This is a genomic window from Mesorhizobium cantuariense, from assembly GCF_042647205.1.
GTDB lineage: Bacteria > Pseudomonadota > Alphaproteobacteria > Rhizobiales > Rhizobiaceae > Mesorhizobium > Mesorhizobium cantuariense.
The window spans coordinates 1,990,915-2,013,411 of record NZ_JBHRVD010000001.1; the positions used below are offsets into that span (position 1 = coordinate 1,990,915).

Consider the following 22,497-nt stretch of genomic DNA (forward strand, 5'->3'; position numbering starts at 1 on the left):
TTTAAGCACAAGTCCAGGCGATCACGGCGCCCTGCGGCTGCCCTGGCCCAACAAAAGGCGGATTGTTTCACCGGCTCGCGCACTTATTGTGCACTGCAATGACATCCGTCGCCTCAACAGCGCTGCGTTTCGCTTTCGCCGGTATGGTTGCCATGGCTGTTGCCATGGGCATCGGCCGTTTCGTCTACACGCCGATCCTGCCCGGCATGATGGAGGACCTGCATCTGTCGCCGGCCGCTGCCGGATGGATCGCCTCGGCCAACTATCTCGGCTACCTCGTCGGCGCGTTTGCCGCGGCGGGCGGATGGGCGCATGGACGCGAGCGCCTGCTGATGCTGGCGGGGCTTGGCGCCAGTGCGGTCCTTGCCGCGCTGATGGGGCTGACCGATGCCATGGCCGCCTTTCTCGTCATCCGCTTTCTCGCCGGTCTGGCGAGCGCCTTCGTCATGGTGTTCATGGCCAGCATCGTTTTCAGCCACATAAACGCTGCCGGTCGCAGCGACCTGCAAGCGTGGCATTTCGGCGGTGTCGGTCTCGGCATCGCGGTGTCCGCCGCGATGATGGCGGTGCTCGTCACCGAACATGCAGGCTGGGCGGCGGGCTGGCTGTGGTCGGCGGCAATTTCGGCTTGCGGCTTCGTCCTCGTGGTGTTGTTGGTCAGCGAGGGTCCGCTCAGCAATGGCGAAGTCGTCCGCGAGCCGGCCTTGCGGATGGACCGGTCGTTGGTCAAGGTCATCATTGCCTATGGCCTGTTCGGCTTCGGCTACGTGGTGACGGCGACATTCCTGGTCGCCATCGTTCGGCAAGGCGGCGGCAGCCGCGTCTTCGAGGCCATCGTGTGGATGGTCGCCGGTCTTGCCGGCTTTCCCTCGGTCTGGCTGTGGCAGAAGATCGCCGCTCGGATCGGGCTCTATGCCGCCTATGCGTTGGCATGCTTCATCGAAGTTGTCGGCGTCACCGCCAGCGTCGCCATTGGCGGGCGCACCGGGCCGCTGCTTGGCGGCGTGCTGCTCGGCGGCACCTTCATTGCCATTACCGCCTTTGGCCTGCAGGCAGCCAGACAGTTGGCACCGCAGGCGCCGCGCCGGGTCTTTGCCCTGATGACGGCTGCGTTCGGCCTTGGCCAGATCATCGGTCCGGTCGCCGCCGGATTTCTGGCGCAAATGTCCGGCGATTTCTTCCTCGCCTCGATCACCGCGGCGGTCGCGCTGGTCGTCTCCGGCGCCATCACATGGTCGGCTGCGCCAAAATCGCCATGATTGTGGGCTTGCTGTGCCGGGCATCGGGCACAGGCATTTTCTTTCCGACTAATGTGTGACTTTATGCCCGCTGCCGTCAGCTGATTTGCGCCTAGATCGAGGAATTCGCCACAGTGTTCGTATCCTTTTTCCCGCAGCCGAAGCTCTTCTTCACTTCGGCCGCCGTCTGGAGCCTTGCGGCGATCTTGTTCTGGTTTTTCGGTGGTGAACAATTGGGCGCGGTTTTGGGATTGCCGCCGGCCGTGGCCGGCGCGCCGCCCATCATCGGCATCGCGATCCTCATGTCGCCGCCGTTTCTATGGTTTTATCTCTATTTCGCGTTCTGCGTGGCCGTCTTCTACGCATTCTGGAGCTGGTATTCGCCGCATCCGTGGCAGCGCTGGTCGATCCTGATGACCTCGGTCATCCTGTTCTTCATCTATTTCAATGTGCAGGTCAGTGTCGCCGTCAACGCCTGGTACGGGCCTTTCTTCGACTACGTACAGGGACTGATGTCGGGGACTGGAAAGTCGACCAACAGCGAATTTTATGTCGGATTGGCCGATTTTTCATGGCTCGCGCTGGTCGGCATGAATGTGCAGGTGGTCAATGCCTTCATCGTCAGCCACTGGATTTTCCGCTGGCGCACGGCGATGAACAATTATTTCGTCGAGAACTGGAGCAGGCTACGCCATATCGAGGGTGCCTCGCAGCGTATCCAGGAAGACACGATGCGGTTCTCGCAGATCATGGAAGATCTCGGCTCCAGCTTCGTCCAGTCGATCATGACCTTGATCGCATTCCTGCCGGTCATGATCCAGTTGCAGGCCCATATCACCGAGCTGCCGATTATCGGCGCGATCCCGCAGCCATTGGTTGTCGCAGCCCTTGCCTGGTGTCTGTTCGGAACGATCTCGGTCATGGTTGCCGGTCTGAAACTTCCAGGGCTGCAGTTCCGCAACCAGCGTGTCGAAGCCGCCTACCGCAAGGAACTCGTCTACGGCGAGGATCACGCGGACCGGGCCCAGCCAGCCACCACTGCCGAGCTGTTCGAGAATGTTCGCCACAATTATTTCAGGCTCTATTTCCACTACATCTATTTCAACGTCGTTCGTTACACCTACCTGCAGGCTGACAACATCTTCTCGCTGCTGATCCTCGGTCCCTCGCTGGTGGCGCACAAGATAACCTTCGGTGCGCTGAACCAGATATCGAACGCGTTTGGCAAGGTGACGGGGTCGCTGCAGTTTCTGCTCACGTCCTGGTCGACCATCGTCGAGCTGCAATCGGTCCACAAGCGCCTGCGTGCCTTCGAAGCGACGCTGCAAGGCGAGCCGTTGCCTGAAATCGACCAGCGCTATCTGGCAAGACAGAGCGCCGAGGACCCAGCCTAAAAACCGAGGTTTTGGAAATCGAAACGGGTTGGCGGCTCAGCCGCCGACCGAAGCCTGCTTCTGGGCAGCATCCTGGCGCGAGACATAGTCGCGAAAACTGATGCATTCGACATCGGCCTTGACGCAGACGTCGCCCGCAAAGCGCTCCAGCGCGTTCCAGTAAGCGCCGTCATTCATCAGCGCGAAGTGGAAGCCGAGTTCCAGCGGAATGCGCTTGCCGGCGTACTGCTTGTCGAAGGCGGCGCGGAAGGCGTCATAGGTCCGGTTGGCGAACGCGTCCGCCTGGCTCGGCCGCTCGAAGCCGCCGGAATGCCTGACATAGAGATTGTAGTCCATGGCGATCACCGGCCTCGATTTCGGTCCCTCCGGGATCTGCGGCAGTGAAAAGTGCATGAGGCCGTTGCTGGCCGTCGGCCGGACAGGGCCCTGCGAGACGCCGCTGGCGTCGAACTGATAGCCGGCCGCGGGCAACGCCTCGTAAAGCGCCTTGCCGGTCGACAGGTATGGCGCGCGGAAGCCAACGACCCCATGCCGCGCGAAATCGCGCCAGCCCTTCGGTTCAGGCTCGATGCCGTTGATCGCATAGGCGTTCTCGAGGATGTGCTCGAACGAGGCGAATTCCTTCAGCCAGTCCACCTTGCTCCAGTCCTTGCCGTCAAAATGGCCACAGCCGTGGCTGGCAATGTCGTGGCCTTCATGGGCGGCAAGGCCAATCTGCTCGAGCCGCTCGCTCACCTCCTGCTTCGAGGCGGCAAAGCCGATGTTGGATTTGCCTGATGTCTTGCCGGGCGCCGTGTATTCCTTGCGTGTTTCCGGCGACAGCAGGAAGACGCACGAGAGAAAATAGGTGAAATGCGCGCCGGTGCGCTGCGCCAGTGCCCGGCTGCGCTTCCATTGCGAAATGTCGCGCGCGCTGTCGAATGAGATGATGACGACCTGCTTGGGCTTTGCCGGCGCGGGTGGTGCGGGCGGATCGGCCAAGGCCACGCCGGCGGTAGCGAGCGAGGCGAGGGAAAACGCAACAACGCGGAACGGACGAAGCATCGGCAATCTGATCTGCACTCTTCTGAGCTGCACTCTTCTGAGCGGCGCTCTGGGGGGACGTCTGGAAGCCGGCTATCGCTTAAATGTGGCGTGGGTGCGATTGGCCTTTTCGGCTGCTTGCCGTGGGAAAGGGCGATTTTCCGGCTGAGCCCCTTCCATGCCGACAAAATTTCGCTAAAACGCGGGCTGACAAAGGCCCGAGAGGGCAGGAATGGTTTTGATCGATGTCCGACGACAGTTTTATCCGCGAAGTCAACGAAGAGATGCGTCGCGAACAGGCGCACGCGCTGTGGGACCGTTTTGGTCCGGCCCTGATTGTCATTGCGATCCTCGTGGTGCTCGGCACCGCCGCCTTCGTCGGCTATCGCTATTGGGACGAGACGCGCGCCAACCGCTCGGGCGATGCGTTCTCGCAGGCGCTGAAGCTGGCCAATGACGGCAAGAGCGACGAAGCGCTGGCCGCCCTCAATCAGCTGGAGAAGAATGGCTACGGCGCCTATCCGCTGCTCGCCCGCATGCGCGGCGCGACCGTCAAGGCCGACAAGGGCGACGTTGCCGCCGCCGTCAAGGATTTCGACGATGTCGCCGCCGACACCGCCATTCCCCAAGGCATTCGCGACATGGCGCGCCTGCGGGCAGCGCTCCTGCTTGTCGACCATGGCTCCTTCGCCGACGTCTCCAGCCGTGTCGAGGCACTCACCTCCGACACCAACACGCTGCGCCATACGGCGCGCGAGGCGCTCGGCCTTTCCGCCTGGAAGGAAGGCAAGACCCAGGACGCACTGAAGCTGTTCGACCAGATCGCCGCCGATGACGGCGCCCCGCGCAACACTCGCGAGCGCGCAACGTTGATGTCCGAGCTGATCCGCGGGTCGGGCAGTGCGTCGTGACCTTTAAAGTCGCCATCATCGGCAGACCTAACGTCGGCAAATCGACTCTTTTCAATCGGCTGGTGGGAAGGAAGCTGGCGCTTGTCGACGACACGCCGGGCGTCACCCGCGACCGTCGCGTCCATGCCGCCAAGCTTTACGACCTGCATTTCGATGTCATCGACACCGCCGGTTTCGAGGATGCCGCCGCCTCGACCTTGCCCGGCCGCATGCGCGCGCAGACCGAGATCGCCATCCGCGAGGCCGATCTGATCTTCTTCACCATCGACGCCAAGTCCGGCCTGTTGCCTGACGACAGGACCTTCGCCGAGATCGTGCGCAAGTCCGGCAAGCCGGTCGTGCTGGTCGCCAACAAGGCCGAGGCCAAGGGCGCCCAGGGTGGCATGCTGGAGGCCTGGGAACTTGGCCTGGGCGAGCCGATCCCGGTTTCGGCCGAGCACGGCCAAGGCATGCCGGACCTGCGCGACGCCGTGATCGAAGCGCTTGGCCAGGCGCGCGCCTTCGGTGAAGAGGAAGACGGCGAAGACGAAGAAGCCGCCGCCGGCGAGGTGCTGATCGGCGAGGACATCACCGATCCCGACGCCGAGCCGAGCTATGACGACACCAAGCCGATGCGCATCGCCGTCGTCGGCCGCCCGAACGCCGGCAAGTCGACGCTGATCAACGCATTGATCGGTGAGGAACGCCTGCTCACCGGGCCGGAAGCCGGCATCACCCGCGATTCCATCTCCGTCGACTGGGATTGGCATGGCCGTCGCCTGAAACTCTTCGACACGGCCGGCATGCGCCGCAAGGCCAGGATCCACGAAAAGCTGGAAGTGATGTCGGTGCAGGATGGCTTGCGCGCCATCCGCTTTGCCGAGATCGTCATCATCGTGCTCGACGCCACCATTCCTTTCGAGAAGCAGGACCTGCAGATCGCCGACCTGATTATCCGCGAGGGCCGGGCGCCGGTGATCGCTTTCAACAAATGGGACCTGATCGATCATCCCCAGGAGCTTCTGGCCGAATTGCGCGAGAAGACGGAGCGGCTTCTGCCCCAGGCGCGCGGCATGCAGGCCGTACCGGTTTCGGCCGAGACCGGGCGCGGCCTCGACAAGCTGATGGATGCGGTGCTGAAGACCCACAAGGTGTGGAACAGCCGCGTCTCGACCGGCAAGCTCAACCGCTGGCTGGAAAGCATCCTCGCCCACCATCCGCCGCCCGCCGTGGCCGGGCGCGGCTCAAGGTCAAATACGTCACCCAGGCCAAGACCCGGCCGCCGGGTTTCGTCGTCCAGTGCTCGCGGCCCGATGCGATGCCGCAATCCTACGTCCGCTATCTCTCCAACAGCCTGCGTGAAGCCTTCGACATGCCTGGCGTGCCGATCCGCATTGCGCTGCGCACGTCGGACAATCCGTTCGCCGGCAGGGCCAAGAAACGCAGCTGATTATCGGCGCCCCACCTGGCGCACCATGATCACGCCACGTTGCGCAGGCCGCTGGCTCGCGCATTTTCAGGCAGTGCTTGCCGCGCGGCGTCCAGCAGGATGTCGGCGAGGCGGGCGGCCACCGGCTCGGCTTCGGCGTCCTTGCGGTGCAGGAACAGCGCCATCTTGGGCAGCGCGGGCAATCCGGCGATCTCTGGCGTCATCGCGCTGACGCTGGCCGGCAGGCCGATGTCGGTGCGGATCGTCAGCCCCAGCCCCGCCGCAACGGCTGCCCAGATGCCGCCAAGACTCGGGCTGGAAAAGGCCATCCGCCACGACAGGCCGGCGCGGTCGAGCGTCTCGGTTGCCACCGTGCGCAAAAGACATGGTGCTTCGAGCGCCACCAGCGGCAGCGGCTCACCGTGGCGCAGGCTGGTCTCGATGCGCTTTGCCGGTCCGATCCAGCGCATCTGCACATCGGCGACATGCTGGCTGTAGGGCAGCGTCTCGCTACTGTGCCAGGAGAGCGCGATGTCGAGACTGCCTGACATGATCCGTTCGGCAAGGTCGTGGCTGCGCGCGATCCTGGCTTCGATCTTGACCTTGGGGTGGGCGCGGGCGAAGCGGCCGAGCACATCCGGCAACACCGCCTCGCCAAAATCCTCCTGCAGGCCGAGCCTTACCCAGCCCTCAAGCTCGACATCGTGGACGGCGGATGCCGCTTCGTCATTCAATTCGATCAGCCGGCGCGCATAGCCGAGCATGGTCTCGCCGGCCTCGGTCAAGGCGAGGCCGCGCCCCGATTTGCGGAAGATCGGCGTCGCTGCCTGTTCCTCCAGTTTCTTCAATTGTGCGCTGACCGCCGACGTCGACCGGCCAAGCCGGTCGGCCGCCTTGGCAAAGCTGCCCAACTCCATGCCGGTGACGAAACTGCGGAGGACGTCGAGGTCGAATGTCACGCGTCGCATATTGTTAGTCCTGTTTTTCAGGATTGTAAGTTAATAACTTCCTGATTTTAAGGATGAAGCTATGGCGCTAGAGACAGACCGTCAAGGCCCAGACCGCTGGCCAAGCACGGGAATGAAATCATGTCCGCCATCGTCAATTGCACCGACCGACAATCGCCGGAACTCCTGGAAGATACCGGTTCCGCCGGGAAGGCATTCAAGCCTGGCCATCGCTGGAAGGTCCTGGGCATCGGCGTCGCCGCCAATGCCAGCTTCTCAGCCACTTTCGCCGGCATACCGGCAACGGCAGTCGTGCTTCGTCAGGGCTATCATTTGGGCAACGCCGAGCTCGGCCTGGCACTCGGTCTTCTCGGGCTGGGGGTCGCGCTCAGCGAACTGCCCTGGGGCTTGCTCACCGATCGTTGGGGTGATCGCCGCGTGCTTTTGATCGGGCTCGGGGCGACGGCGGCGTGGCTCCTGGTCATGGCGATGCTGGTTGTGCCGACAAGGAGCGGTATTCCCGGCGTCACGCTGCTCTCCGCGAGCCTGCTCGTCACCGGACTGCTCGGCGGCAGCGTCAACGGTTCGAGCGGCCGCGCCATCATGGGCTGGTTCCGGGAAAACGAGCGCGGCTTTGCCATGAGCATCAGGCAGACGGCGGTACCGCTCGGCGGCGGCCTTGGCGCGCTCGTCCTGCCCTCGCTTGCCCTGACTTTCGGCTTTGGCGCGGTGTTCGGGGTTCTGGCGGGTGCATCCGCGCTCTCTGCCCTGTTCGCCTGGCGCTGGCTGCACGAGCCGCCGACGGCGGGCGAGGGCCATCTCGCTGCAGCGGCGGTGGCTGGACCGGCGCCGCTGCGCAATCCGGACGTCTGGCGCATCGCGACCGCCATCGGCCTGCTCTGCTTTCCACAGGTGGCGGTGCTCACCTTCGCCTCGGTGTTCCTGCATGATTTTGTTGGGCTGGGAACGGCAGCGATCAGCGCCAGCCTCGCCGCCGTCCAGATCGGCGCCATGGTCATGCGCGTCTGGAGCGGTCGCTTCACCGACCGCCACAGTAACCGCCGCCAGTTCCTTCGCTTGTGCAGTGCGCTCAGCGCGCTTGCCTTCGCCGTGCTTTGGTTGCTGGTCCTGATCAATCCCGCAGGCGGGCAGCTTTTCCTGATCGCTGTCCTTCCCGTGGTGCTGATTGTCGCAGGCATCTCGGTCTCCGCCTGGCATGGCGTCGCCTATACCGAGCTTGCCACGCTTGCCGGTACGGGACACGTCGGAACCGCGCTAAGCCTTGCCAACAGCTTCGTTTTCGTCGGCTTCTTCCTGGTGCCGGTGGCCATTCCGGGGCTCTTGCACCTCTGGTCATGGTCCGGCGTCTGGCTGGCGGCCGCCATCTGCGCGCAGATCGCCTGGCCGATCTTCCTGCGTCCGGCCTGAGTGGTCGGCCGCAAAATCGCCCGACTTCGGAACCACGACCTCGGGCCGACCGGGAAAACCCGATCGAACCTGTTAACGTCCCATCAAGGTTAATGCATCATTTTGCTCTCCAGTGGGGTCTGTAGCGTTCCTGGAGAGAGTTCCGTGCATCGACGCGTGTTGAAGCGGCTGGCTGCCGCCGCCGGTGGGAGAAAACGTGGCTTTCTGGCTCCGTTCGTCATCGGTCTTGGCATCTGGATCGGCTTTCCGACCGTCGCCGCCTACCAGGACATGACGAGCCTCGTTTCCGGCCTCGAAGCATCGAGCACGCGCTGGAATTCCTATGTCGAGAAATCCATCGCCGGCTCGACCCATGCGGCCGAGATGCCCTTTGTCGATTCCGATGTGACCGGCTCTATTTCCGGATCGGGTGTCCACCTGGCCGGTGTCGGCAACGTGTCGTTTCGCGGCAAGGGCGGCAAGGTCAGCGGCACGCCCGATGAGGATCGCGTCGTGCGCGCGGAGAAGAAAGGCCGCATCGTCCAGATGTCGCCCGTGGCGCCGCCGAAGAACTTCAATGCCGGCTCGATCTTCGAGCGTACTTCCTCCTTGCTGCGGCCCAGCATGGACAGCGACCTGAAGATGGCTTTCGCCAAGCCGCAGATCAAAGGCAAGGAAATCCAGATCGCCGCGGCATTCCATGCGCGCGAGGACAAGAAGCCGGATCCCGGCGTGCCGGCCATGCTCGCTTCGCTGGTCAACAATGACCATCCGGATGTGCTGGCGACCGCCTATGCTCAGTCCGAGCCCGACTATGCCAAGGCATCGCCCTTCGAAGCCCTGCTTCAGGACGAGCAGCCCAACGACGGTCGCTTCATTCCGCCGATGACCAAGGGCGATCATTCGTGGATCCAGAACCCGCTGCCCGCGAGTGTCTTCTCCAAGAAGGAGCAGGCCTGCCTTGCCAACGGCATCTATTTCGAGGCGAGGAGCGAATCCGTGCGCGGTCAGGCCGCAGTCGCCCAGGTCATCCTCAATCGCGTCCGCAACCCGACCTATCCGAATTCGATCTGCGGGGTCGTCTACCAGAATGACAGCTGGTTCAACCGTTGCCAGTTCTCCTTCGCCTGCGACGGCAGGAAGAAGCGCATTGACAGCCCTGTCGCCTACAAGACCGCCCAGGATATCGCCATGGCCGTCACCGCCGGCAAGATCTTCATCCCGGAGGTCGGATCGTCGACCCACTACTACGCCCAATATGTCCATCCCGGCTGGGCGCGCACGATGCAGAAGATGACCAAGATCGGCCTGCATATCTTCTATCGTACCTATGGCGGCGGCTGGAGCTGAGCGCGCAACAGCCGCTGATCTCCGGCGCGGCGCGCAGTCGATCAAACAGCCATTGCTCGGGGGATTCGCGCCATGCATCCCCGTCATCGCGGCGGGCACGATGTCGCACCTTTCTAATCCATTGATTTTGTTGCCTAAAATACATGGCAATGAACTTCCGCCCGTGGCTTGACGGGCGCAAACCCTCTAACTATGTTGCCGGCGACTTTAGAAGCGGACGGACGGTGACGGTCTGACCGGGCAAGGGGGGTTGCGATGGCCGACAAGAATGGGCCACACGGAACCGGAGAAACCGGCCGCGGCAAGCAGCATGAGCCCGACATCCGCGACGACGATCTTGAGCGCCGCCGGCGTGATCTTGAAGCATCGCTTGCGACAAGGCGGCCGGACCGGCTCGAGGGGAAAGACGACGCGAAAGCGGGCAGTGTGGCCGGTTATGGCCAGGCGCTCAAACTCTCCAGCGAGTTTATCGCCGGGGTCGTGGTGGGTGCCGGCATCGGCTGGATCATCGACCGTCTGGCGGGGACATCGCCATGGGGTCTGATCGTGTTTTTGCTGCTTGGTTTTGGCGCCGGAGTGCTCAATGTGATGCGTTCCGCAGGCGTTGTGGCAGAATTCGGACAGGGCGATAAATCGCGCCGTGACCAAGACGACAAGAAATGACCGCGCTTCATGTGCGGTAATGCTAACGAGGCCGTACGCGGCATTGACGGGGTTTGAACGTGGCAGCTGACAAGGTCGATCCGATCCACCAGTTCCATATCAACAAGCTGATTCCGATCGACATCGGCGGCTACGACCTGTCTTTCACCAATTCGGCGCTGTTCATGGTCACAACCGTGGTCGTCGCGGCTGCCTTTCTGTTTCTGACGACTTCGAGCCGCAGCCTCGTTCCCGGCCGGCTTCAGTCGGTCTCCGAGATGGCCTATGAGTTTGTCGGCAACATGTTGCGCGACGCCGCCGGCACGCAAGGCATGAAGTTCTTCCCTCTTGTGTTCTCGCTGTTCATGTTCGTGCTGGTCGCCAACCTGCTCGGCCTCTTCCCCTATTTCTTCACCATCACGAGCCACATCATCGTCACCTTCGGCCTTGCCGTGCTGGTGATCGCAACCGTGGTCGTCTACGGCTTCATGAAGCATGGTTTCGGTTTCCTGAAGCTGTTCGTACCGCATGGCGTGCCGGTCTTCCTGCTGCCGCTGGTGGTGCTGATCGAGGTGATCTCCTTCGTGTCGCGCCCGGTCAGCCTCTCGGTTCGTCTGTTCGCCAACATGCTCGCCGGCCATATCACGCTGAAGGTGTTCTCCGGCTTCGTCGTCAGCCTGAGCGCACTCGGCGCCGTCGGCGTCGCCGGCTCGATCCTGCCGCTGGCAATGGCGGTGGCGCTGACGGCACTGGAACTGCTGGTCGCCTTCCTGCAGGCCTACGTCTTTGCCGTGTTGACCTGCATGTACCTCAACGACGCCCTGCACCCCGGGCACTGATCAAAGAGTTTCCGGCCCAAGAGTTTTCCAACATTGGCGCCGGATGGAATCGCAACGGAATTTTAGATCCAAAGGAGTTGAACAAATGGACGCAGAAGCAGCAAAGTACATCGGCGCCGGCATCGCTTGCCTGGGCATGGGTGGCGCGGGCATTGGCCTCGGCAACATCTTCGGCAGCTACCTGGCGGGCGCGCTGCGCAACCCGTCGGCTGCTGATGGCCAGTTCGGCCGTCTGATCTTCGGCTTCGCCGTGACCGAAGCTCTGGGCATCTTCTCGCTTCTCATCGCGCTTCTGGCCCTGTTCGGCTGAGCCCCTCTTTGGCTAAGCCATGAGAGGATTGGACAGGCCGGCCGCGCAAGCGGCGGGCCTGAATTTCGGGGATAGTCCATGTTCGTGACATCTGCCTTCGCGCAAGAGTCCGCGCCATCAGCCGATACCAGCCACGCTGCGACGGAAGGCGACACGCATTCCGGCACCGGCGTGCCTGCCGAAGCGCATGGCACGTTTCCGCCATTCGATCCGGCGACGTTCCCGTCGCAGCTTCTTTGGCTGGCGATCACCTTCGGGCTGTTCTATCTCTTCCTGAAGCGGGTCGTGATGCCGCGCGTCGGGGGCATCATCGATGTCCGCAACGATCGCATCACGCAGGATCTCGATCAGGCAGCCAAGTTGAAGGGCGAGGCCGACGCCGCCGTTGCTGCCTACGAGCAGGAACTGGCGGAAGCCAAGACCAAGGCCAACGCGATCGGCCAGCAGGCCAACGATGCGGCCAAGGCCGAGGCCGAGACCGCACGCAAGAAGGTCGAGGCCGCGCTCGACGCGAAGCTTGGCGAGGCCGAAGCCCGCATTTCTTCCATCAAGGCCAATGCCATGAAGGAAGTCGGCAGCATCGCCGAGGACACCGCTTCGGCGATCGTCGAAGCCCTGGTCGGCGGCAAGGCCAGCAAGGCCGAGATCGCGGCCGCGGTCAAATCCGTGGCCCGGTGAGGAGCGCATCATGGACGCCACATCTCTCGCAACGCTCTGGGCCACGGTTGCCCTGGTCATCTTCCTGGGCATTGCCGTCTACATCAAGGTGCCTCGCCTGATCGCCAAGGCGCTCGACGCCCGCGCCGCCAGGATCAGCAACGAGCTCGACGAAGCGCGCCGGCTGCGCGAAGAGGCCCAGCAGCTGCTTGGCCAGTATCAGCGCAAACGCAAGGAAGCCGAGCAGGAGGCCGCCGATATCGTCGCCGCCGCCAAGCGCGAAGCCGACTTGCTTGCAGCCGAAGCGCACAAGAAGACCGAGGACTATGTTGTCAGGCGCACCGCGCTTGCCGAGCAGAAGATCGGCCAGGCCGAGCGTGACGCCATCAGCGAAGTCCGCGCCAGCGCCGTCGATATCGCCGTCGAAGCAGCGCGCGCGCTGCTCGCTGGCAAGATCGACGCCAAGGCAGGTGCCGATCTGTTCAAGGCTTCGCTTGCGGACGTGAAGTCGAAGCTGAACTAGGCGGTTCAACCGACCTGATGATCGAAAGCCGCCTGGGCAACCTGGCGGCTTTTTTGTTGTGGGCGGGGATAATCTCCCCCCTCGAGGGCATATGCGCTAAGATAGCTTCGGCATGGACTGAAATTTGCGCTTTCGTGGTGGCTCACGCCATCGATGTCGCAAGGCATGGAGATTTTGGCGCAGGGCTGCCAAGGGAGGTTGAGCAAAGATCGCTGCGATCAGAGAGGCGACGATCTGGCGGGTGGCGCGCCACAGCAGCGGGCGCCCGTCGCTCAAGGGGGAGAGACACCCAACTCCTGCGAAAGGGGTTCGGTCACAAGCGCGATGAGGAAGTGGGCAAGAATCCAAGGCTTTGCGATCCTTGGGTCTTTGGCTGGAGGCGCGCGCAGTCCGATCAGGCTCTTCAGACGCTTGAAGGCGAGCTCGATGCGCCAGCGCATGCGATAGAGCTTGAGAACTGTGCCGGAGGGAAACTCCTCCTGGTCAAGCGAGGTCACAAGGATGACAAAGCCGGCGGCAATCAGCGTCTCCGGTTGAACCTGCTTGCCCTTGGCCTTGGCTTCCTTGTTGATTTTGCGCCGCGCTTCTTGTGTCGCAGCCTCGGATTTGCGCAAGGCGATCAGGCGCATCTTCAGGGGCTCGCCCTTCTTGAGGCCCAGCCAGACAGGCGTTTCGATGACCTCCTCCCGGCAGCTCTTCAGGTGGCCGATGAGATCGAACGCCTTGCCGTTGGCGTCGAGCCATCGCACATTCTTCCACGGCGCGCGCACGACAACGTCGCCGTCTTGCGCCATGACCTTTGCGATCCGCTCGGCCTGCAGATAGGCGCGGTCGCCGATGCGGATCTCGCCCGGCACCACCGGCACGCGGTCGATCAGCTCGGCCTCGCTCTGGTCGGTGATCTCGAGGAAATCGAACTGCTCGCGCTCAAGATCGAAGGCGCAGTGCATACGCCAAAGGCCATTGTTCTTCTTCTCATGCACACCCGCCTTGGCAACCGATGTCGCATCGAGGATGCGGATCAGCCGGCCCTTAGGCAAGCCTTCCTCCTCGCGCTTCAAAAGGTGCCCGATCAACTGCTGCAGCCACGGCCCTGCATTGCGCAGCCGGCCGAGCAACGCCACGTCCGAGATGTCGGCGATCCCGCTTGCCGCCGCCCAGGCCACGACGCCCCGCATGCCCACCTTGCCAAGGCAGTAAGCCAGTGTCAGGCGCAACAGATCAGTAGCCGACCTGACGCCCCGCGGCCGCAGAAACGCCTTCGTCTCGCGGGCACTCCCTGCAATCAACTCTTCACCGCCGAGGAGCTCAATCGTCTCGGCCCAGCCGTCATCTACAAGCGATTCGTGAGTCATCGCAGCGTAGAATCACAACCGATTCCCCACTGCAACACCTATCTTAGCGCATATGCCCTCGAGGGGGAGATGTCGCCGAAGGCGACAGAGGGGGTCGGCTTGACCGGGCGCGACGTCATTTTGCAGCGAAGAAAAGGTCGGCGCTTCACGCGCGGCGACCCCCTCTGGCCTGCCGGCCATCTCCCCCTCGAGGGGGGAGATCAGCTATCCAATCCGCCGAAGCTCTCTTCCTCAACCACTTCCACCCCACCCAACCTGAACGGCGCAAACGACACGCGATGCAGCCGCGCGACCGGGCCGTGCGCCTCGATCGCCGTGCGATGGCGGACCGTGGCGTAGCCCATATGGACTTCGAACCCGTAGCGGTCGTGATGGTTGCCGCAGCCGCACATCATGCGGTCACGCATAACCTTGGCGATGATCGAGGCGGCGGCGATCGATTGCGAACGCTGGTCGCCCTTGATCAGCGCCCGCCCGGCACAAGGCAGGCCCGGCGGCACGTCGCGTCCGTCGGCAAGGGCAAGCTTCGGTTGAACCGACAGGCCGACCAGCGCGCGGCGCATGGCTTCGAGGCTTGCCTTGAGGATGTTACTGCCGTCGATGCCCTCGGCACTGATGGAGGCCATTGAAACCGCCTGCGCAGAGCCGAGAATTCGCAGGAACAGGGCTTCACGCTGCAAATGGCTGAGACGTTTGGAATCGTCGAGCCCGTCCGGAATGTTGGCGGGATCGAGCACCACCGCAGCAGCGATCACCGGCCCGGCCAAGGGACCGCGGCCTGCCTCGTCCATTCCGGCGACGGGCCACAGACCTTCGGCCATTGCCTTCGTCTCGAAGGAGAAGTCGGGCTTCTCGATGATTTCAAAGAGAGGCGGAGAATCAGAACGCGCGCGAGCCATGTTGCGGCGAGGTTCGCATCGGTTCCGATTCTCCGCAAGTCCCTCCGGTCGGGTGGGGCGCCGGACCGGGAGGGCACCGTCTGCAGGCCGGGGCAGGCCGGACGGGATTCTTGGTACTGCGACGGATCAAACCACCGCGACGAATTGTCTTTTCAAAGCAGCGTCAACTGCACCTGGTCTTTTCCGGCGGCAACGAACTGGTCGGTCCGCAGCGTCCGCAGCGTCCGCCGCTCGGCATTGAGGCCGAGCCGCTTGGCGGTGATCTCGAATCGCCGGCCGATCTGCCAGGCGTAGGGACCCGCACCCTTCATGCGCTTGCCCCACTCCGAATCGTAATCCTTGCCGTCGCGCATCGACCGGATCAGCGACATCACATGGCGGTAGCGGTCGGGATAATGGCGCAGCAGCCAGTCCTTGAAGATCGGGCTGACCTCCAGCGGCAGGCGCAGCACGACATAACCCGCCTCGCGGGCACCAGCCGCGCGTGCCGAATCGAGGATACGTTCCATCTCCTGGTCGGTCAGGCCCGGGATGATCGGCGCGACCATGACCGAAGCCGGGATGCCGGCATCCGAAAGCTGCCGGATCGCCTCCAGCCGCTTGGTCGGCGTCGACGCGCGCGGCTCCATCGTTCTGGCCAGCATCCGGTCCAATGTCGTCACCGACAGCGCCACCTTGGCGAGCCCCCGTTCGGCCATGCGCGACAGGATATCGATGTCGCGCGTCACCAAAGCGGATTTTGTCACGATGCCGACCGGGTGGCCGCGCGCCTCCAGCACTTCGAGGATCTCGCGCATGATCCGGTATTGCTTCTCGATCGGCTGGTAGGGGTCCGTGTTGGTGCCTATGGCGATGGTGCGCGGCTGGTAGCCGTCCTTCGAAAGCTCCTTGTCGAGCAAGCGCGCCGCATCCGGCTTGGCGAACAGCTTCGATTCGAAATCCAGACCCGGCGACAGGCCCATGAACGAGTGCGTTGGCCGGGCAAAGCAATAGACGCAGCCGTGCTCGCAGCCGCGATAGGGATTGATCGAACGGTCGAAGGAAATGTCGGGCGATTCGTTGCGGGTGATGATGGTGCGCGGCTTCTCGACCTGCACTTCGGTCTTGAAGGGCGGCAGTTCCTCCAGCGAATTCCAGCCATCGTCGAACACATGCCGGCTGACCGGCTCGAACCGGCCGGACGGATTGATGCCCGCCGACCTGCCGCGGTTGCGGTCCGGACGGACACGCACACCGCTCTGCTCGATCATCGCATTGGCCATCTCGGCCCTTCCTGCTCCGAAAGCTGCAATGTCGGCGCGCACGATCTGTTCCATCTTGGCCCGCTCCCAGGGACTGTCCATGTTGTGTCGAATCGCTCTGTTCATGAAATTATTCCTATTTTGTCGATGAGAACAAAGCAAGAACTTTTTATGGTGCGCCGCAATAACTGGCGCTGTGCCGCGCTTTCCGCTATTCGGCTAAGGATGCTCAGTGTTCTCATCGAAACCCGCAATGACGAGGAGGGCCTTGCCCGCACGCTCGCCTCGCTGATTGGCGGCGCGGTCGAGGGGGTGGTGCGCGAAGTCATCGTCTGCGACACGGGCTCCACCGACCAGACGCATCGTGTGGCCGAGCACGCCGGCTGTCAGTATGTGACGGGCGGTGTCGCTGCCGGTATCCGGCAGGCAAAAGGAGACTGGCTACTGTTGGTGGAGCCCGGCGCGCGGCTGATGGAGGGCTGGATCGATGAGGTTGTTGCCCATACGGCCAGGCAAACCATGGCGGCACGGTTTTCGCGGGCGCGTGGCAGCCGCACGCCATTCCTGGCCCGGGTCTTTTCCGGAAACCGCGCCTTGGCCGACGGATTGCTGATCAGCAAGCGTCAGGCCGCGGCCTCGGCGAAGAGTGCCGGCAGCGCCGAGGCCATCGCGCGGGGCCTCGCGACGAAGCGGCTCGACGCCGAAATTTGGGTGGCGTCGGCAAAGCAGAAGCACCGCCCCCCGACGTGATCTTTTTGCAGATGCTCACTCCATTGTGCATTGCACAAAACCTGACGTGAGATTAGCTTCCGTCCAAGTGGGTGATTTGGGTTTGGGTCATGCAGAGTGTGAGCACCGATACGGCATCGGTGGCCCTCTCATAGCCGAGGATCCAATGCACCTTTCACCCCCCGACAATCCCGGTACGGCCAGTCTCGAGGCCATTGCGCGCAACGGCAGTCTGCTGCGGCGCATCGCCGTGCGCATTCCGACCTATCTCAAGGATCTTCGCGAAAACCCTGCCTGGCTGCCGATGTTCGTGCTGGCGCGCACCATGCCTGGGCGCCGCATGCATTGGCTGGGCGCAAAACGCGCCCGCCCAGCCGCCAATGCGGGGGATACGATGTTTGCCGGCGTCGAGCGTGAAGCGGTGGTCGAAGCTTTGCGCTCCGACGGGCTGTTTTCGGGCCTGGTCCTGCCGCCGGCGATCCATGAAGAGATCGCTGACTTCGCCCAGCGCACGCCTTGCTTCGGCAATTTCGACCGCCGCCTCGAATTCATGCCGGGTGAACATGCCGAGGCTGAGAAGCACTTCGGCCGCTCGCTGCTCAGCGGGCATTTTTTCGAGCGCACCCTAGACTGCCAGGCGGCGCTCGCCATCCAGCGCGATCCGCTGCTTCTGGATGTTGCCAAGCATTATCTCGGCGGCCAGGCCAAACTGATCACGACGCGGGTCTGGTGGAGCTTTCCTACAGGTGCGGCTTCGGACGCCGACAAGAACCTCGCCTCGCTCGGCAAATATCATTTCGACCTCGACGACTGGCGCATGCTGAAATTCTTCTTCTATCTCAGGCCTGTCGATGCCGACACCGGCCCACATGTCTATGTCAGGGGCAGCCACAAGCGCCGCAGCCTCAAGCATCAGCTCACCTTGCTGGTCGGCCACCCCGCGCAACAGGTTCTGGATGTCTATGGCCAACAGAGCCCGGTGACGCTGACTGGAGAAGCAGGCATGGGCTTCGTCGAGGACCCCTTTGGCTTCCACATGGGCACTGTGCCGGCGCGCACGCCGCGGCTGATGATGGAAGTCGGCTTCGGCGTATCGCCGCCGTCGCGCCGGCGGTTTCATGGCGAGCCGGTCATCCGCTGAGAGGAAACTATCCGAAGCTTATCTCGACAGGCGTCCAGTGTGTGCGGCGTCTGGCTTGGCGCTGCGCCCTATTTTCCGTATCGAAGTCGACACGGACCGGCTCCTGACTGAACCGCTCCCGGTCGTCCAGGGCGTTGATGATGACGATCGCCCTTGCATCGTCATCTCTGGCGATTGCGGCGGCGTAGACACCGCACTCCCGGCAGATCAAATAGTCGGCCGTCCTCAGCCCGAATTGATATCTCCGCAATTGCGTCTCGTCCTTGACCGAGATGATCAGTCTGCCATTCGGATCGGCAACGGCGCGCGAACCATGTCTGACACAGAACGAGCATTGGCATGCGCGAACTTCGATTTGCGGCGGGTCGAGCTCGGTTGAAAATCCAAGGCGTATGTTGCCGCAATGGCATCCACCGGTATGCACGGTCATCGTAGCTGCCTTGTCGTGAACGGCTATGATCGCCTTCAGGCAGGCAAGGTACTTTTCCGAGGTCCGGTTTGGAATGGGGTTTCGAAGGCGCCGGTGCTGTTTTGCCTGGCAAACGCGGCGTGGAACGGGCGCTTTGCCTCGGCTTTTACGGAGCCGATTTGCCGCGCCGCAAATGCTCGTCCAGGCGCGGCATGATCTCGACGAAGTTGCACGGCATGTGCCGGTAGTCGAGCTGCGCCTTCAGGATGCCGTCCCACGCGTCCTTGCAGGCGCCTGGCGAACCCGGCAGCACGAAGACGAAGGTGGCGTTGACGACGCCGCCGGTCGCCCGGCTCTGGATCGTCGAGGTGCCGATCTTGTCGTAGGAGATGCGGTGGAACACTTCCGAAAAGCCGTCCATGCGCTTTTCAAAGATCGGCTCCAGCGCTTCCGGCGTCACGTCGCGGCCGGTGAAGCCGGTGCCGCCGGTGGTGATGACGACATCGATATCTTTGTCCCGCGACCAGCCGAGCACCTTGTCGCGGATTTTCTCGCGGTCATCGGTGACGATATCGCGGGCGGCCAGGATGTGGCCGGCCTCGGTAATGCGGTCGGCCAGCGTCTGGCCGGATTTGTCGTCGGCGAGGCTGCGCGTGTCGGAAACGGTCAGCACCGCAATGCGTACGGGAATGAAGGAACGGCTCTCGTCAGCTCTGGCCATCAGCGCCCTCCGATGCGATGCTGCGCGTCGCGGCGACGAACCAGTCGGGCTGGCGGCCGCGGATCTCGGCGGCCGCGCGCTTGGCGACATTGCCGGTCTCGAACAGGCCGAAGCAGGTGGCGCCGGACCCGGACATTCGTGAAAAACCCGATCCAGCCTTGTTAAGCCAGGACAGCGCCCTGCCGATGGCGGGCTGCATCGCCAGCGCTGCCGGCTCAAGATCGTTGCGAGTAATCTCCAGCCAGTTGCGCAGGCTGTGGAAATCGATGCTGCGTGGCAGCGGCGGCAAGGCTTCGTTGTCACGACGCGAAAGCGCTGCGAACACCTCGGCCGTCGAGACCGGCGTGCCCGGATTGACCAGCACCAGCCCAAGCGCCGAAAAATCCGGCACCATCGACAGCTCGTCACCGATGCCGCGCGCGACCAGCGGCTTTGCCGCCAGGCACATCGGCACATCGGCGCCAAGCGAGAGGCCGATCCGCGCCAGCGCGGTGCCATCGATGTCCAAGGTCCATATCTCCGCCAGCCCGCGCAGCACGGCTGCCGCGTCGCTCGAACCGCCGCCGACGCCGGAGGCGACCGGCAGATTCTTTTCGAGCCGGATGGCGACCGGCGGTGTGCGCTCTTGCCCGACCGCCTGTCGCAGGGCGTCGCGCGCCCTAAGCACCAGATTGCTGGCGCCGAGAGGAACTTCCGGCGCGTAGCGGCCGGACACAACAAAATCGTCATTGTCGGCGAGGGCGATCTCGACCCTGTCGCCAAACCGCGTGAACACCGCCAGGCTTTCGATCAGATGATAGCCGTCAGGGCGCCTGCCGGTGACATGCAGCGCCAGATTGATCTTGGCGTGCGCGTGCCAGCTACGCGACCCGATGTTCACAATGGTCTGCGAAATGATGCTCAGTCCTTGGCCAGCCGGTATTCGCCGGTCTTCGGATCCTTGACCAGCGTTCCGATCGCGCCGTTGGCCGCCTGCTTTTCGGTGCGCCGCACCTTGGCGGTCACGCGCTCGGCTTCCCTAATGAAGGTGCGGTAGCCGAAATAGGCGGCGACGCCAACGACGGCGAAGAAAATGATCTGCGGCATGCCAAAACTCCTCCCACGCTGGGCCGGCGAAGGCGGCCGGTCGGGTCGGTTGATGCATGTCGCCCAAAAATGGATCCGGATTTGGGAAAACGACATGCATGAGACTTCTAACTCTCATGCTAGACGGTTTCGCCGGGTTTTCAAAGCCCGAACCGAGACCACAACGCGCGCTCTTCCGCCGCATCGATCACGCCGCTGGCAGCCGCGGCTGCGATATCGGGCACCGAAAAACTCGAACCGAACAGGCCGAAGCGGCTGAGGAAACCGCGCGGCGCCGTGACCAGCCTGAGCTGGGTTTTTGCCCCGAAACGGGTCTTGAGCACCGTGCGCATATCGCCGAGCGCATCGACCAGGCCGAGTTCGAGGCCCTTGATGCCGGTCCAGAACAGGCCGGTGAACAGCTCCGGATCGTCTTTCAGCTTGGTGCCGCGCCGCTCCTTGACGAGGTCGATGAACGTGCCGTGCACCTCGAGCTGCAGCGCCTTCAGGCGCTCGACGTCTTCCTTCTTCTCGGGCTTGAACGGGTCGAGCACCGCCTTGTTCTGGCCGGCGGTGTGGACACGGCGCTCGACACCGATCTTCTTCATCAGTTCCGGGAAGCCGAACGAGGCCGACACCACGCCGATCGAACCGACGATGGAGGAGGGGTCGGCGAAGATCTCGTCACCGGCGACCGCGATCATGTAGCCGCCCGATGCCGCGACGTCTTCGACGAAGACCAGCACCTTTTTATTCTTTTCCGTTGCCAGGTCGCGGATACGCTTGAAGATCAGCCGCGACTGCACCGGCGAGCCGCCGGGCGAATTGATCGAGATGGCGACCGCCGGCGCGTCGTAGGAAAACGCCTTCTCGATGAGGCCGGCGGTGGAGGCCAGCGACAGGCTCGGGCGGAACGGGCCGCCGCCGGCCATGATGGTGCCATGCAGCCGGATGACCGGAATGGTGACGACGGTGGAGCGCCAGGATTTCGGCAGCAGGCGGTTGATAAGTCGTTTCACGAGGGCGCGGTCTCCGGTCGATGGGTTGCAGGCATGTAGGGATTCCCCGGCCAACGGCAATGTGGAGGCCAAGAATAGCTCAATCTCCGAACAGCGAGGCGAGGCCGTTGGTGATCATTTCACTGCGCTCATCGGGGTCGTGGCCTGATTGCGCGTGCAGCATCAGGGGCGGGCGGATGGCAAGCTTCCCCCGTGCGCCGAGCGCCGCCCTGACGACGATGCGGATCGCCGCCGCGTCGGGGCGAGGGTGAACGGCAAGCATCTCGGCATCGCCGAAGCGGCCGGTGATCGCATCGAGAATGGCGCTGAGCTGTTCGGGTCGCGCGATCACGGCAAGCCCGCCGCGCGGCCTGACCACCGCGGCAGCACTTCGGATCCAGTTCTCGAACAGCCCGTCCTCCATGACATGGGCTTCCTTTCTCAGGCGATCGGGTGTGGCGCGGTCCCGTGCGGCGTTGAAAGGCGGGTTCATGATGACGAAGTCGAAGTTGTTGTCGGCGAGGCCGGCGGCTGCCCGCGCCAGACCCGATACGGTGACATCAGCGACGAGCACGGAGGCGCGATCGCTGAGATGGGCATTGCCGGGGTGGGCAAGGGTGGCCGCCGCGAAAGCCGCCATTTCCGGCGCGCGTTCGACAAGCACTGCCTGGGCAGCCGGGCAGCGCGACAGCACAGCCAGGCCGGCAGCCCCGGCTCCGGCGCCGAAATCGGCCAGACGCCCGCCGAAGGAGGACGGCACGGACGCCGCCAGCATCATCGCATCCATGCCGGCGCGATGGCCGCCTTGCTTGGGCTGCACGAGCCAGAACCGGCCGCGATGGAAAGCATCGACCGTATGGGCCGGCGTGTCCGGGACAAGGGCGGCTGGCGCGGCGGACATTATTTTCCGCGAATCTCGTTGGCGATACCGGCATCCGTCAGGATGCGCCGCGCCGCGTCGGCCTTAGCGGCGTCGACCATGACACGCCGCGGCAGGATACCGAGCGAGCCGTCGAGCACGCTCATGTTCTGATCGGCGACGAAGCAGCCGATGCCGGCATCGCGCATCAGCGATTCGACAAAGGAGATGATGACGGCGTCGTTGGTGCGAATGAGCTCTATCATCGGGCGAAACTCTCAGTTTGCAGTGCATATGTAAACGGGCAGGCGGGCAAAGCAGAATTCCGTTTCGGCGTCGGTTGACATTCTGTCATCGCCGCCGCGCCAATTCGCCACTTGCCGTGGCCGTGTCTGCCGCCCTAGAGTCCCATGCAGGGACTAAGGGTGCCG

25 protein-coding genes and 1 pseudogene are annotated in these 22,497 nt (G+C 63.5%); 14 read left to right on the forward strand and 12 right to left on the reverse strand.

All coding sequences use genetic code 11. From position 1 onward, the window contains the following. Nucleotides 1–98 precede the first annotated feature (98 nt). Both ACFOJ9_RS09135 and sbmA read left to right on the forward strand, forming a co-directional pair. Nucleotides 99–1,259 (forward strand): YbfB/YjiJ family MFS transporter, encoded by a 1,161-nt coding sequence (locus ACFOJ9_RS09135; RefSeq protein WP_378978578.1) that lies wholly within the window; start codon nt 99–101, stop codon nt 1,257–1,259. A 113-nt stretch (nt 1,260–1,372) separates the two neighbouring features. Then, nucleotides 1,373–2,632: a peptide antibiotic transporter SbmA gene (gene sbmA, locus ACFOJ9_RS09140; RefSeq protein WP_378978579.1), complete on the forward strand. Its 1,260-nt coding sequence runs from the start codon at nt 1,373–1,375 to the stop codon at nt 2,630–2,632. A gap of 36 nt (nt 2,633–2,668) precedes the next feature. Here the strand turns inward: sbmA and ACFOJ9_RS09145 are convergent, their stop codons facing one another. Continuing rightward, a complete protein-coding gene (locus ACFOJ9_RS09145; protein WP_378987665.1) occupies nt 2,669–3,676 on the reverse strand; it encodes a polysaccharide deacetylase family protein in 1,008 nt (335 codons plus the stop codon). A 224-nt stretch (nt 3,677–3,900) separates the two neighbouring features. Here ACFOJ9_RS09145 and ACFOJ9_RS09150 point away from each other — a divergent pair, with 224 nt between their 5' ends. The 3 genes and pseudogenes from ACFOJ9_RS09150 (at nt 3,901) to ACFOJ9_RS09160 (ending at nt 5,995) form a co-directional block, all read left to right on the forward strand. Continuing rightward, complete coding sequence (locus ACFOJ9_RS09150; RefSeq protein WP_378978580.1) at nt 3,901–4,566, forward strand: tetratricopeptide repeat protein; 666 nt, start codon at nt 3,901–3,903, stop codon at nt 4,564–4,566. A 59-nt stretch (nt 4,567–4,625) separates the two neighbouring features. Then, a pseudogene (der, locus tag ACFOJ9_RS09155) lies at nt 4,626–5,729 on the forward strand (ribosome biogenesis GTPase Der); the annotation flags it as partial. Further along, nucleotides 5,699–5,995 (forward strand): hypothetical protein, encoded by a 297-nt coding sequence (locus ACFOJ9_RS09160; protein WP_378987667.1) that lies wholly within the window; start codon nt 5,699–5,701, stop codon nt 5,993–5,995. The pseudogene der and the gene ACFOJ9_RS09160, both read left to right, overlap by 31 nt. Nucleotides 5,996–6,024: 29 nt before the next feature. On the opposite strand, the gene ACFOJ9_RS09165 is transcribed toward ACFOJ9_RS09160, so the two are convergent. Then, entirely contained in the window at nt 6,025–6,942 is a 918-nt protein-coding gene (locus tag ACFOJ9_RS09165; protein ID WP_378978581.1) for a LysR substrate-binding domain-containing protein, read from the reverse strand. Between the two features lie 120 nt (nt 6,943–7,062). On the opposite strand from ACFOJ9_RS09165, the gene ACFOJ9_RS09170 reads away from it, so the two are divergent. From ACFOJ9_RS09170 to ACFOJ9_RS09200, 7 genes are all read left to right on the forward strand, one after another. After that, on the forward strand, nt 7,063–8,349 hold the full coding sequence (locus ACFOJ9_RS09170; RefSeq protein ID WP_378978582.1) for an MFS transporter: 1,287 nt from the start codon (nt 7,063–7,065) through the stop codon (nt 8,347–8,349). 144 nt (nt 8,350–8,493) lie between these two features. Further along, on the forward strand, nt 8,494–9,678 hold the full coding sequence (locus ACFOJ9_RS09175; RefSeq protein ID WP_378978583.1) for a cell wall hydrolase: 1,185 nt from the start codon (nt 8,494–8,496) through the stop codon (nt 9,676–9,678). Between the two features lie 255 nt (nt 9,679–9,933). Continuing rightward, a complete protein-coding gene (locus ACFOJ9_RS09180; protein WP_378978584.1) occupies nt 9,934–10,341 on the forward strand; it encodes an AtpZ/AtpI family protein in 408 nt (135 codons plus the stop codon). 59 nt (nt 10,342–10,400) lie between these two features. Then, a complete protein-coding gene (locus ACFOJ9_RS09185; RefSeq protein WP_378978585.1) occupies nt 10,401–11,159 on the forward strand; it encodes a F0F1 ATP synthase subunit A in 759 nt (252 codons plus the stop codon). A gap of 85 nt (nt 11,160–11,244) precedes the next feature. Beyond that, nucleotides 11,245–11,469, forward strand: coding sequence for a F0F1 ATP synthase subunit C (locus tag ACFOJ9_RS09190; protein ID WP_006206606.1), 225 nt, complete (start codon nt 11,245–11,247; stop codon nt 11,467–11,469). Nucleotides 11,470–11,547: 78 nt separating this feature from the next. Next, nucleotides 11,548–12,147 carry a F0F1 ATP synthase subunit B gene (locus ACFOJ9_RS09195; RefSeq protein WP_378978586.1) on the forward strand — a complete coding sequence of 200 codons (600 nt, stop codon included), beginning with the start codon at nt 11,548–11,550 and terminating at the stop codon, nt 12,145–12,147. Between the two features lie 10 nt (nt 12,148–12,157). Continuing rightward, complete coding sequence (locus tag ACFOJ9_RS09200; protein ID WP_378978587.1) at nt 12,158–12,649, forward strand: F0F1 ATP synthase subunit B; 492 nt, start codon at nt 12,158–12,160, stop codon at nt 12,647–12,649. 272 nt (nt 12,650–12,921) lie between these two features. On the opposite strand, the gene ACFOJ9_RS09205 is transcribed toward ACFOJ9_RS09200, so the two are convergent. The 3 genes from ACFOJ9_RS09205 to ACFOJ9_RS09215 form a co-directional block, all read right to left on the reverse strand. After that, nucleotides 12,922–14,004: a transposase gene (locus ACFOJ9_RS09205; RefSeq protein ID WP_056580349.1), complete on the reverse strand. Its 1,083-nt coding sequence runs from the start codon at nt 14,002–14,004 to the stop codon at nt 12,922–12,924. A gap of 200 nt (nt 14,005–14,204) precedes the next feature. Further along, nucleotides 14,205–14,903 (reverse strand): ribonuclease HII, encoded by a 699-nt coding sequence (locus ACFOJ9_RS09210; protein WP_378978588.1) that lies wholly within the window; start codon nt 14,901–14,903, stop codon nt 14,205–14,207. 152 nt (nt 14,904–15,055) lie between these two features. After that, nucleotides 15,056–16,219, reverse strand: coding sequence for a PA0069 family radical SAM protein (locus ACFOJ9_RS09215; protein ID WP_378987670.1), 1,164 nt, complete (start codon nt 16,217–16,219; stop codon nt 15,056–15,058). Nucleotides 16,220–16,369: 150 nt separating this feature from the next. Between ACFOJ9_RS09215 and ACFOJ9_RS09220 the strand changes: the two genes are divergently transcribed. Both ACFOJ9_RS09220 and ACFOJ9_RS09225 read left to right on the forward strand, forming a co-directional pair. Further along, nucleotides 16,370–16,894: a glycosyltransferase gene (locus tag ACFOJ9_RS09220; RefSeq protein WP_378987673.1), complete on the forward strand. Its 525-nt coding sequence runs from the start codon at nt 16,370–16,372 to the stop codon at nt 16,892–16,894. Nucleotides 16,895–17,039: 145 nt separating this feature from the next. Next, the gene (locus tag ACFOJ9_RS09225) at nt 17,040–18,014 is read left to right on the forward strand and encodes a hypothetical protein (protein WP_378978589.1); all 975 of its coding nucleotides are present in this window, start codon (nt 17,040–17,042) and stop codon (nt 18,012–18,014) included. 7 nt (nt 18,015–18,021) lie between these two features. On the opposite strand, the gene ACFOJ9_RS09230 is transcribed toward ACFOJ9_RS09225, so the two are convergent. The 7 genes from ACFOJ9_RS09230 to ACFOJ9_RS09260 all read right to left on the reverse strand — a co-directional run bounded on the left by ACFOJ9_RS09230 (nt 18,022) and on the right by ACFOJ9_RS09260 (nt 22,332). Beyond that, entirely contained in the window at nt 18,022–18,444 is a 423-nt protein-coding gene (locus tag ACFOJ9_RS09230) for a GFA family protein (RefSeq protein WP_378978590.1), read from the reverse strand. A 145-nt stretch (nt 18,445–18,589) separates the two neighbouring features. Continuing rightward, nucleotides 18,590–19,144 carry a molybdenum cofactor biosynthesis protein B gene (gene moaB, locus ACFOJ9_RS09235; RefSeq protein ID WP_378978591.1) on the reverse strand — a complete coding sequence of 185 codons (555 nt, stop codon included), beginning with the start codon at nt 19,142–19,144 and terminating at the stop codon, nt 18,590–18,592. After that, nucleotides 19,131–20,024: a 4-(cytidine 5'-diphospho)-2-C-methyl-D-erythritol kinase gene (locus ACFOJ9_RS09240; RefSeq protein ID WP_378978592.1), complete on the reverse strand. Its 894-nt coding sequence runs from the start codon at nt 20,022–20,024 to the stop codon at nt 19,131–19,133. Before ACFOJ9_RS09240 ends, moaB begins: the two co-directional genes overlap by 14 nt. 20 nt (nt 20,025–20,044) lie before the next feature. Continuing rightward, nucleotides 20,045–20,230 carry an NfeD family protein gene (locus ACFOJ9_RS09245; protein ID WP_027035992.1) on the reverse strand — a complete coding sequence of 62 codons (186 nt, stop codon included), beginning with the start codon at nt 20,228–20,230 and terminating at the stop codon, nt 20,045–20,047. A 140-nt stretch (nt 20,231–20,370) separates the two neighbouring features. Next, on the reverse strand, nt 20,371–21,228 hold the full coding sequence (locus tag ACFOJ9_RS09250; protein WP_378978593.1) for a S49 family peptidase: 858 nt from the start codon (nt 21,226–21,228) through the stop codon (nt 20,371–20,373). Nucleotides 21,229–21,307: 79 nt separating this feature from the next. Beyond that, a complete protein-coding gene (locus ACFOJ9_RS09255) occupies nt 21,308–22,108 on the reverse strand; it encodes a tRNA1(Val) (adenine(37)-N6)-methyltransferase (protein WP_378978594.1) in 801 nt (266 codons plus the stop codon). Next, nucleotides 22,108–22,332, reverse strand: coding sequence for a putative signal transducing protein (locus ACFOJ9_RS09260; RefSeq protein WP_378978595.1), 225 nt, complete (start codon nt 22,330–22,332; stop codon nt 22,108–22,110). The genes ACFOJ9_RS09255 and ACFOJ9_RS09260 overlap by 1 nt, the downstream gene beginning before the upstream one ends. Between the last annotated feature and the right edge of the window lie 165 nt (nt 22,333–22,497).

What these genes read in the sequence shown, in the direction of transcription:
- ACFOJ9_RS09195 (WP_378978586.1), top strand. Translation starts at nt 11,548, where the DNA reads ATGTTCGTGACATCTGCCTTCGCGCAAGAGTCCGCGCCATCAGCCGAT.
- ACFOJ9_RS09150 (WP_378978580.1), top strand. Translation starts at nt 3,901, where the DNA reads ATGTCCGACGACAGTTTTATCCGCGAAGTCAACGAAGAGATGCGTCGC.
- ACFOJ9_RS09255 (WP_378978594.1), bottom strand. Translation starts at nt 22,108, where the DNA reads ATGTCCGCCGCGCCAGCCGCCCTTGTCCCGGACACGCCGGCCCATACG.
- ACFOJ9_RS09225 (WP_378978589.1), top strand. Translation starts at nt 17,040, where the DNA reads ATGCACCTTTCACCCCCCGACAATCCCGGTACGGCCAGTCTCGAGGCC.
- ACFOJ9_RS09180 (WP_378978584.1), top strand. Translation starts at nt 9,934, where the DNA reads ATGGCCGACAAGAATGGGCCACACGGAACCGGAGAAACCGGCCGCGGC.
- ACFOJ9_RS09260 (WP_378978595.1), bottom strand. Translation starts at nt 22,332, where the DNA reads ATGATAGAGCTCATTCGCACCAACGACGCCGTCATCATCTCCTTTGTC.
- ACFOJ9_RS09135 (WP_378978578.1), top strand. Translation starts at nt 99, where the DNA reads ATGACATCCGTCGCCTCAACAGCGCTGCGTTTCGCTTTCGCCGGTATG.
- ACFOJ9_RS09165 (WP_378978581.1), bottom strand. Translation starts at nt 6,942, where the DNA reads ATGCGACGCGTGACATTCGACCTCGACGTCCTCCGCAGTTTCGTCACC.
- ACFOJ9_RS09145 (WP_378987665.1), bottom strand. Translation starts at nt 3,676, where the DNA reads ATGCTTCGTCCGTTCCGCGTTGTTGCGTTTTCCCTCGCCTCGCTCGCT.
- ACFOJ9_RS09230 (WP_378978590.1), bottom strand. Translation starts at nt 18,444, where the DNA reads ATGACCGTGCATACCGGTGGATGCCATTGCGGCAACATACGCCTTGGA.
- ACFOJ9_RS09205 (WP_056580349.1), bottom strand. Translation starts at nt 14,004, where the DNA reads ATGACTCACGAATCGCTTGTAGATGACGGCTGGGCCGAGACGATTGAG.
- ACFOJ9_RS09170 (WP_378978582.1), top strand. Translation starts at nt 7,063, where the DNA reads ATGTCCGCCATCGTCAATTGCACCGACCGACAATCGCCGGAACTCCTG.
- ACFOJ9_RS09215 (WP_378987670.1), bottom strand. Translation starts at nt 16,219, where the DNA reads ATGGAACAGATCGTGCGCGCCGACATTGCAGCTTTCGGAGCAGGAAGG.
- ACFOJ9_RS09190 (WP_006206606.1), top strand. Translation starts at nt 11,245, where the DNA reads ATGGACGCAGAAGCAGCAAAGTACATCGGCGCCGGCATCGCTTGCCTG.
- moaB (WP_378978591.1), bottom strand. Translation starts at nt 19,144, where the DNA reads ATGGCCAGAGCTGACGAGAGCCGTTCCTTCATTCCCGTACGCATTGCG.
- ACFOJ9_RS09220 (WP_378987673.1), top strand. Translation starts at nt 16,370, where the DNA reads ATGCTCAGTGTTCTCATCGAAACCCGCAATGACGAGGAGGGCCTTGCC.
- ACFOJ9_RS09245 (WP_027035992.1), bottom strand. Translation starts at nt 20,230, where the DNA reads ATGCCGCAGATCATTTTCTTCGCCGTCGTTGGCGTCGCCGCCTATTTC.
- ACFOJ9_RS09200 (WP_378978587.1), top strand. Translation starts at nt 12,158, where the DNA reads ATGGACGCCACATCTCTCGCAACGCTCTGGGCCACGGTTGCCCTGGTC.
- ACFOJ9_RS09210 (WP_378978588.1), bottom strand. Translation starts at nt 14,903, where the DNA reads ATGGCTCGCGCGCGTTCTGATTCTCCGCCTCTCTTTGAAATCATCGAG.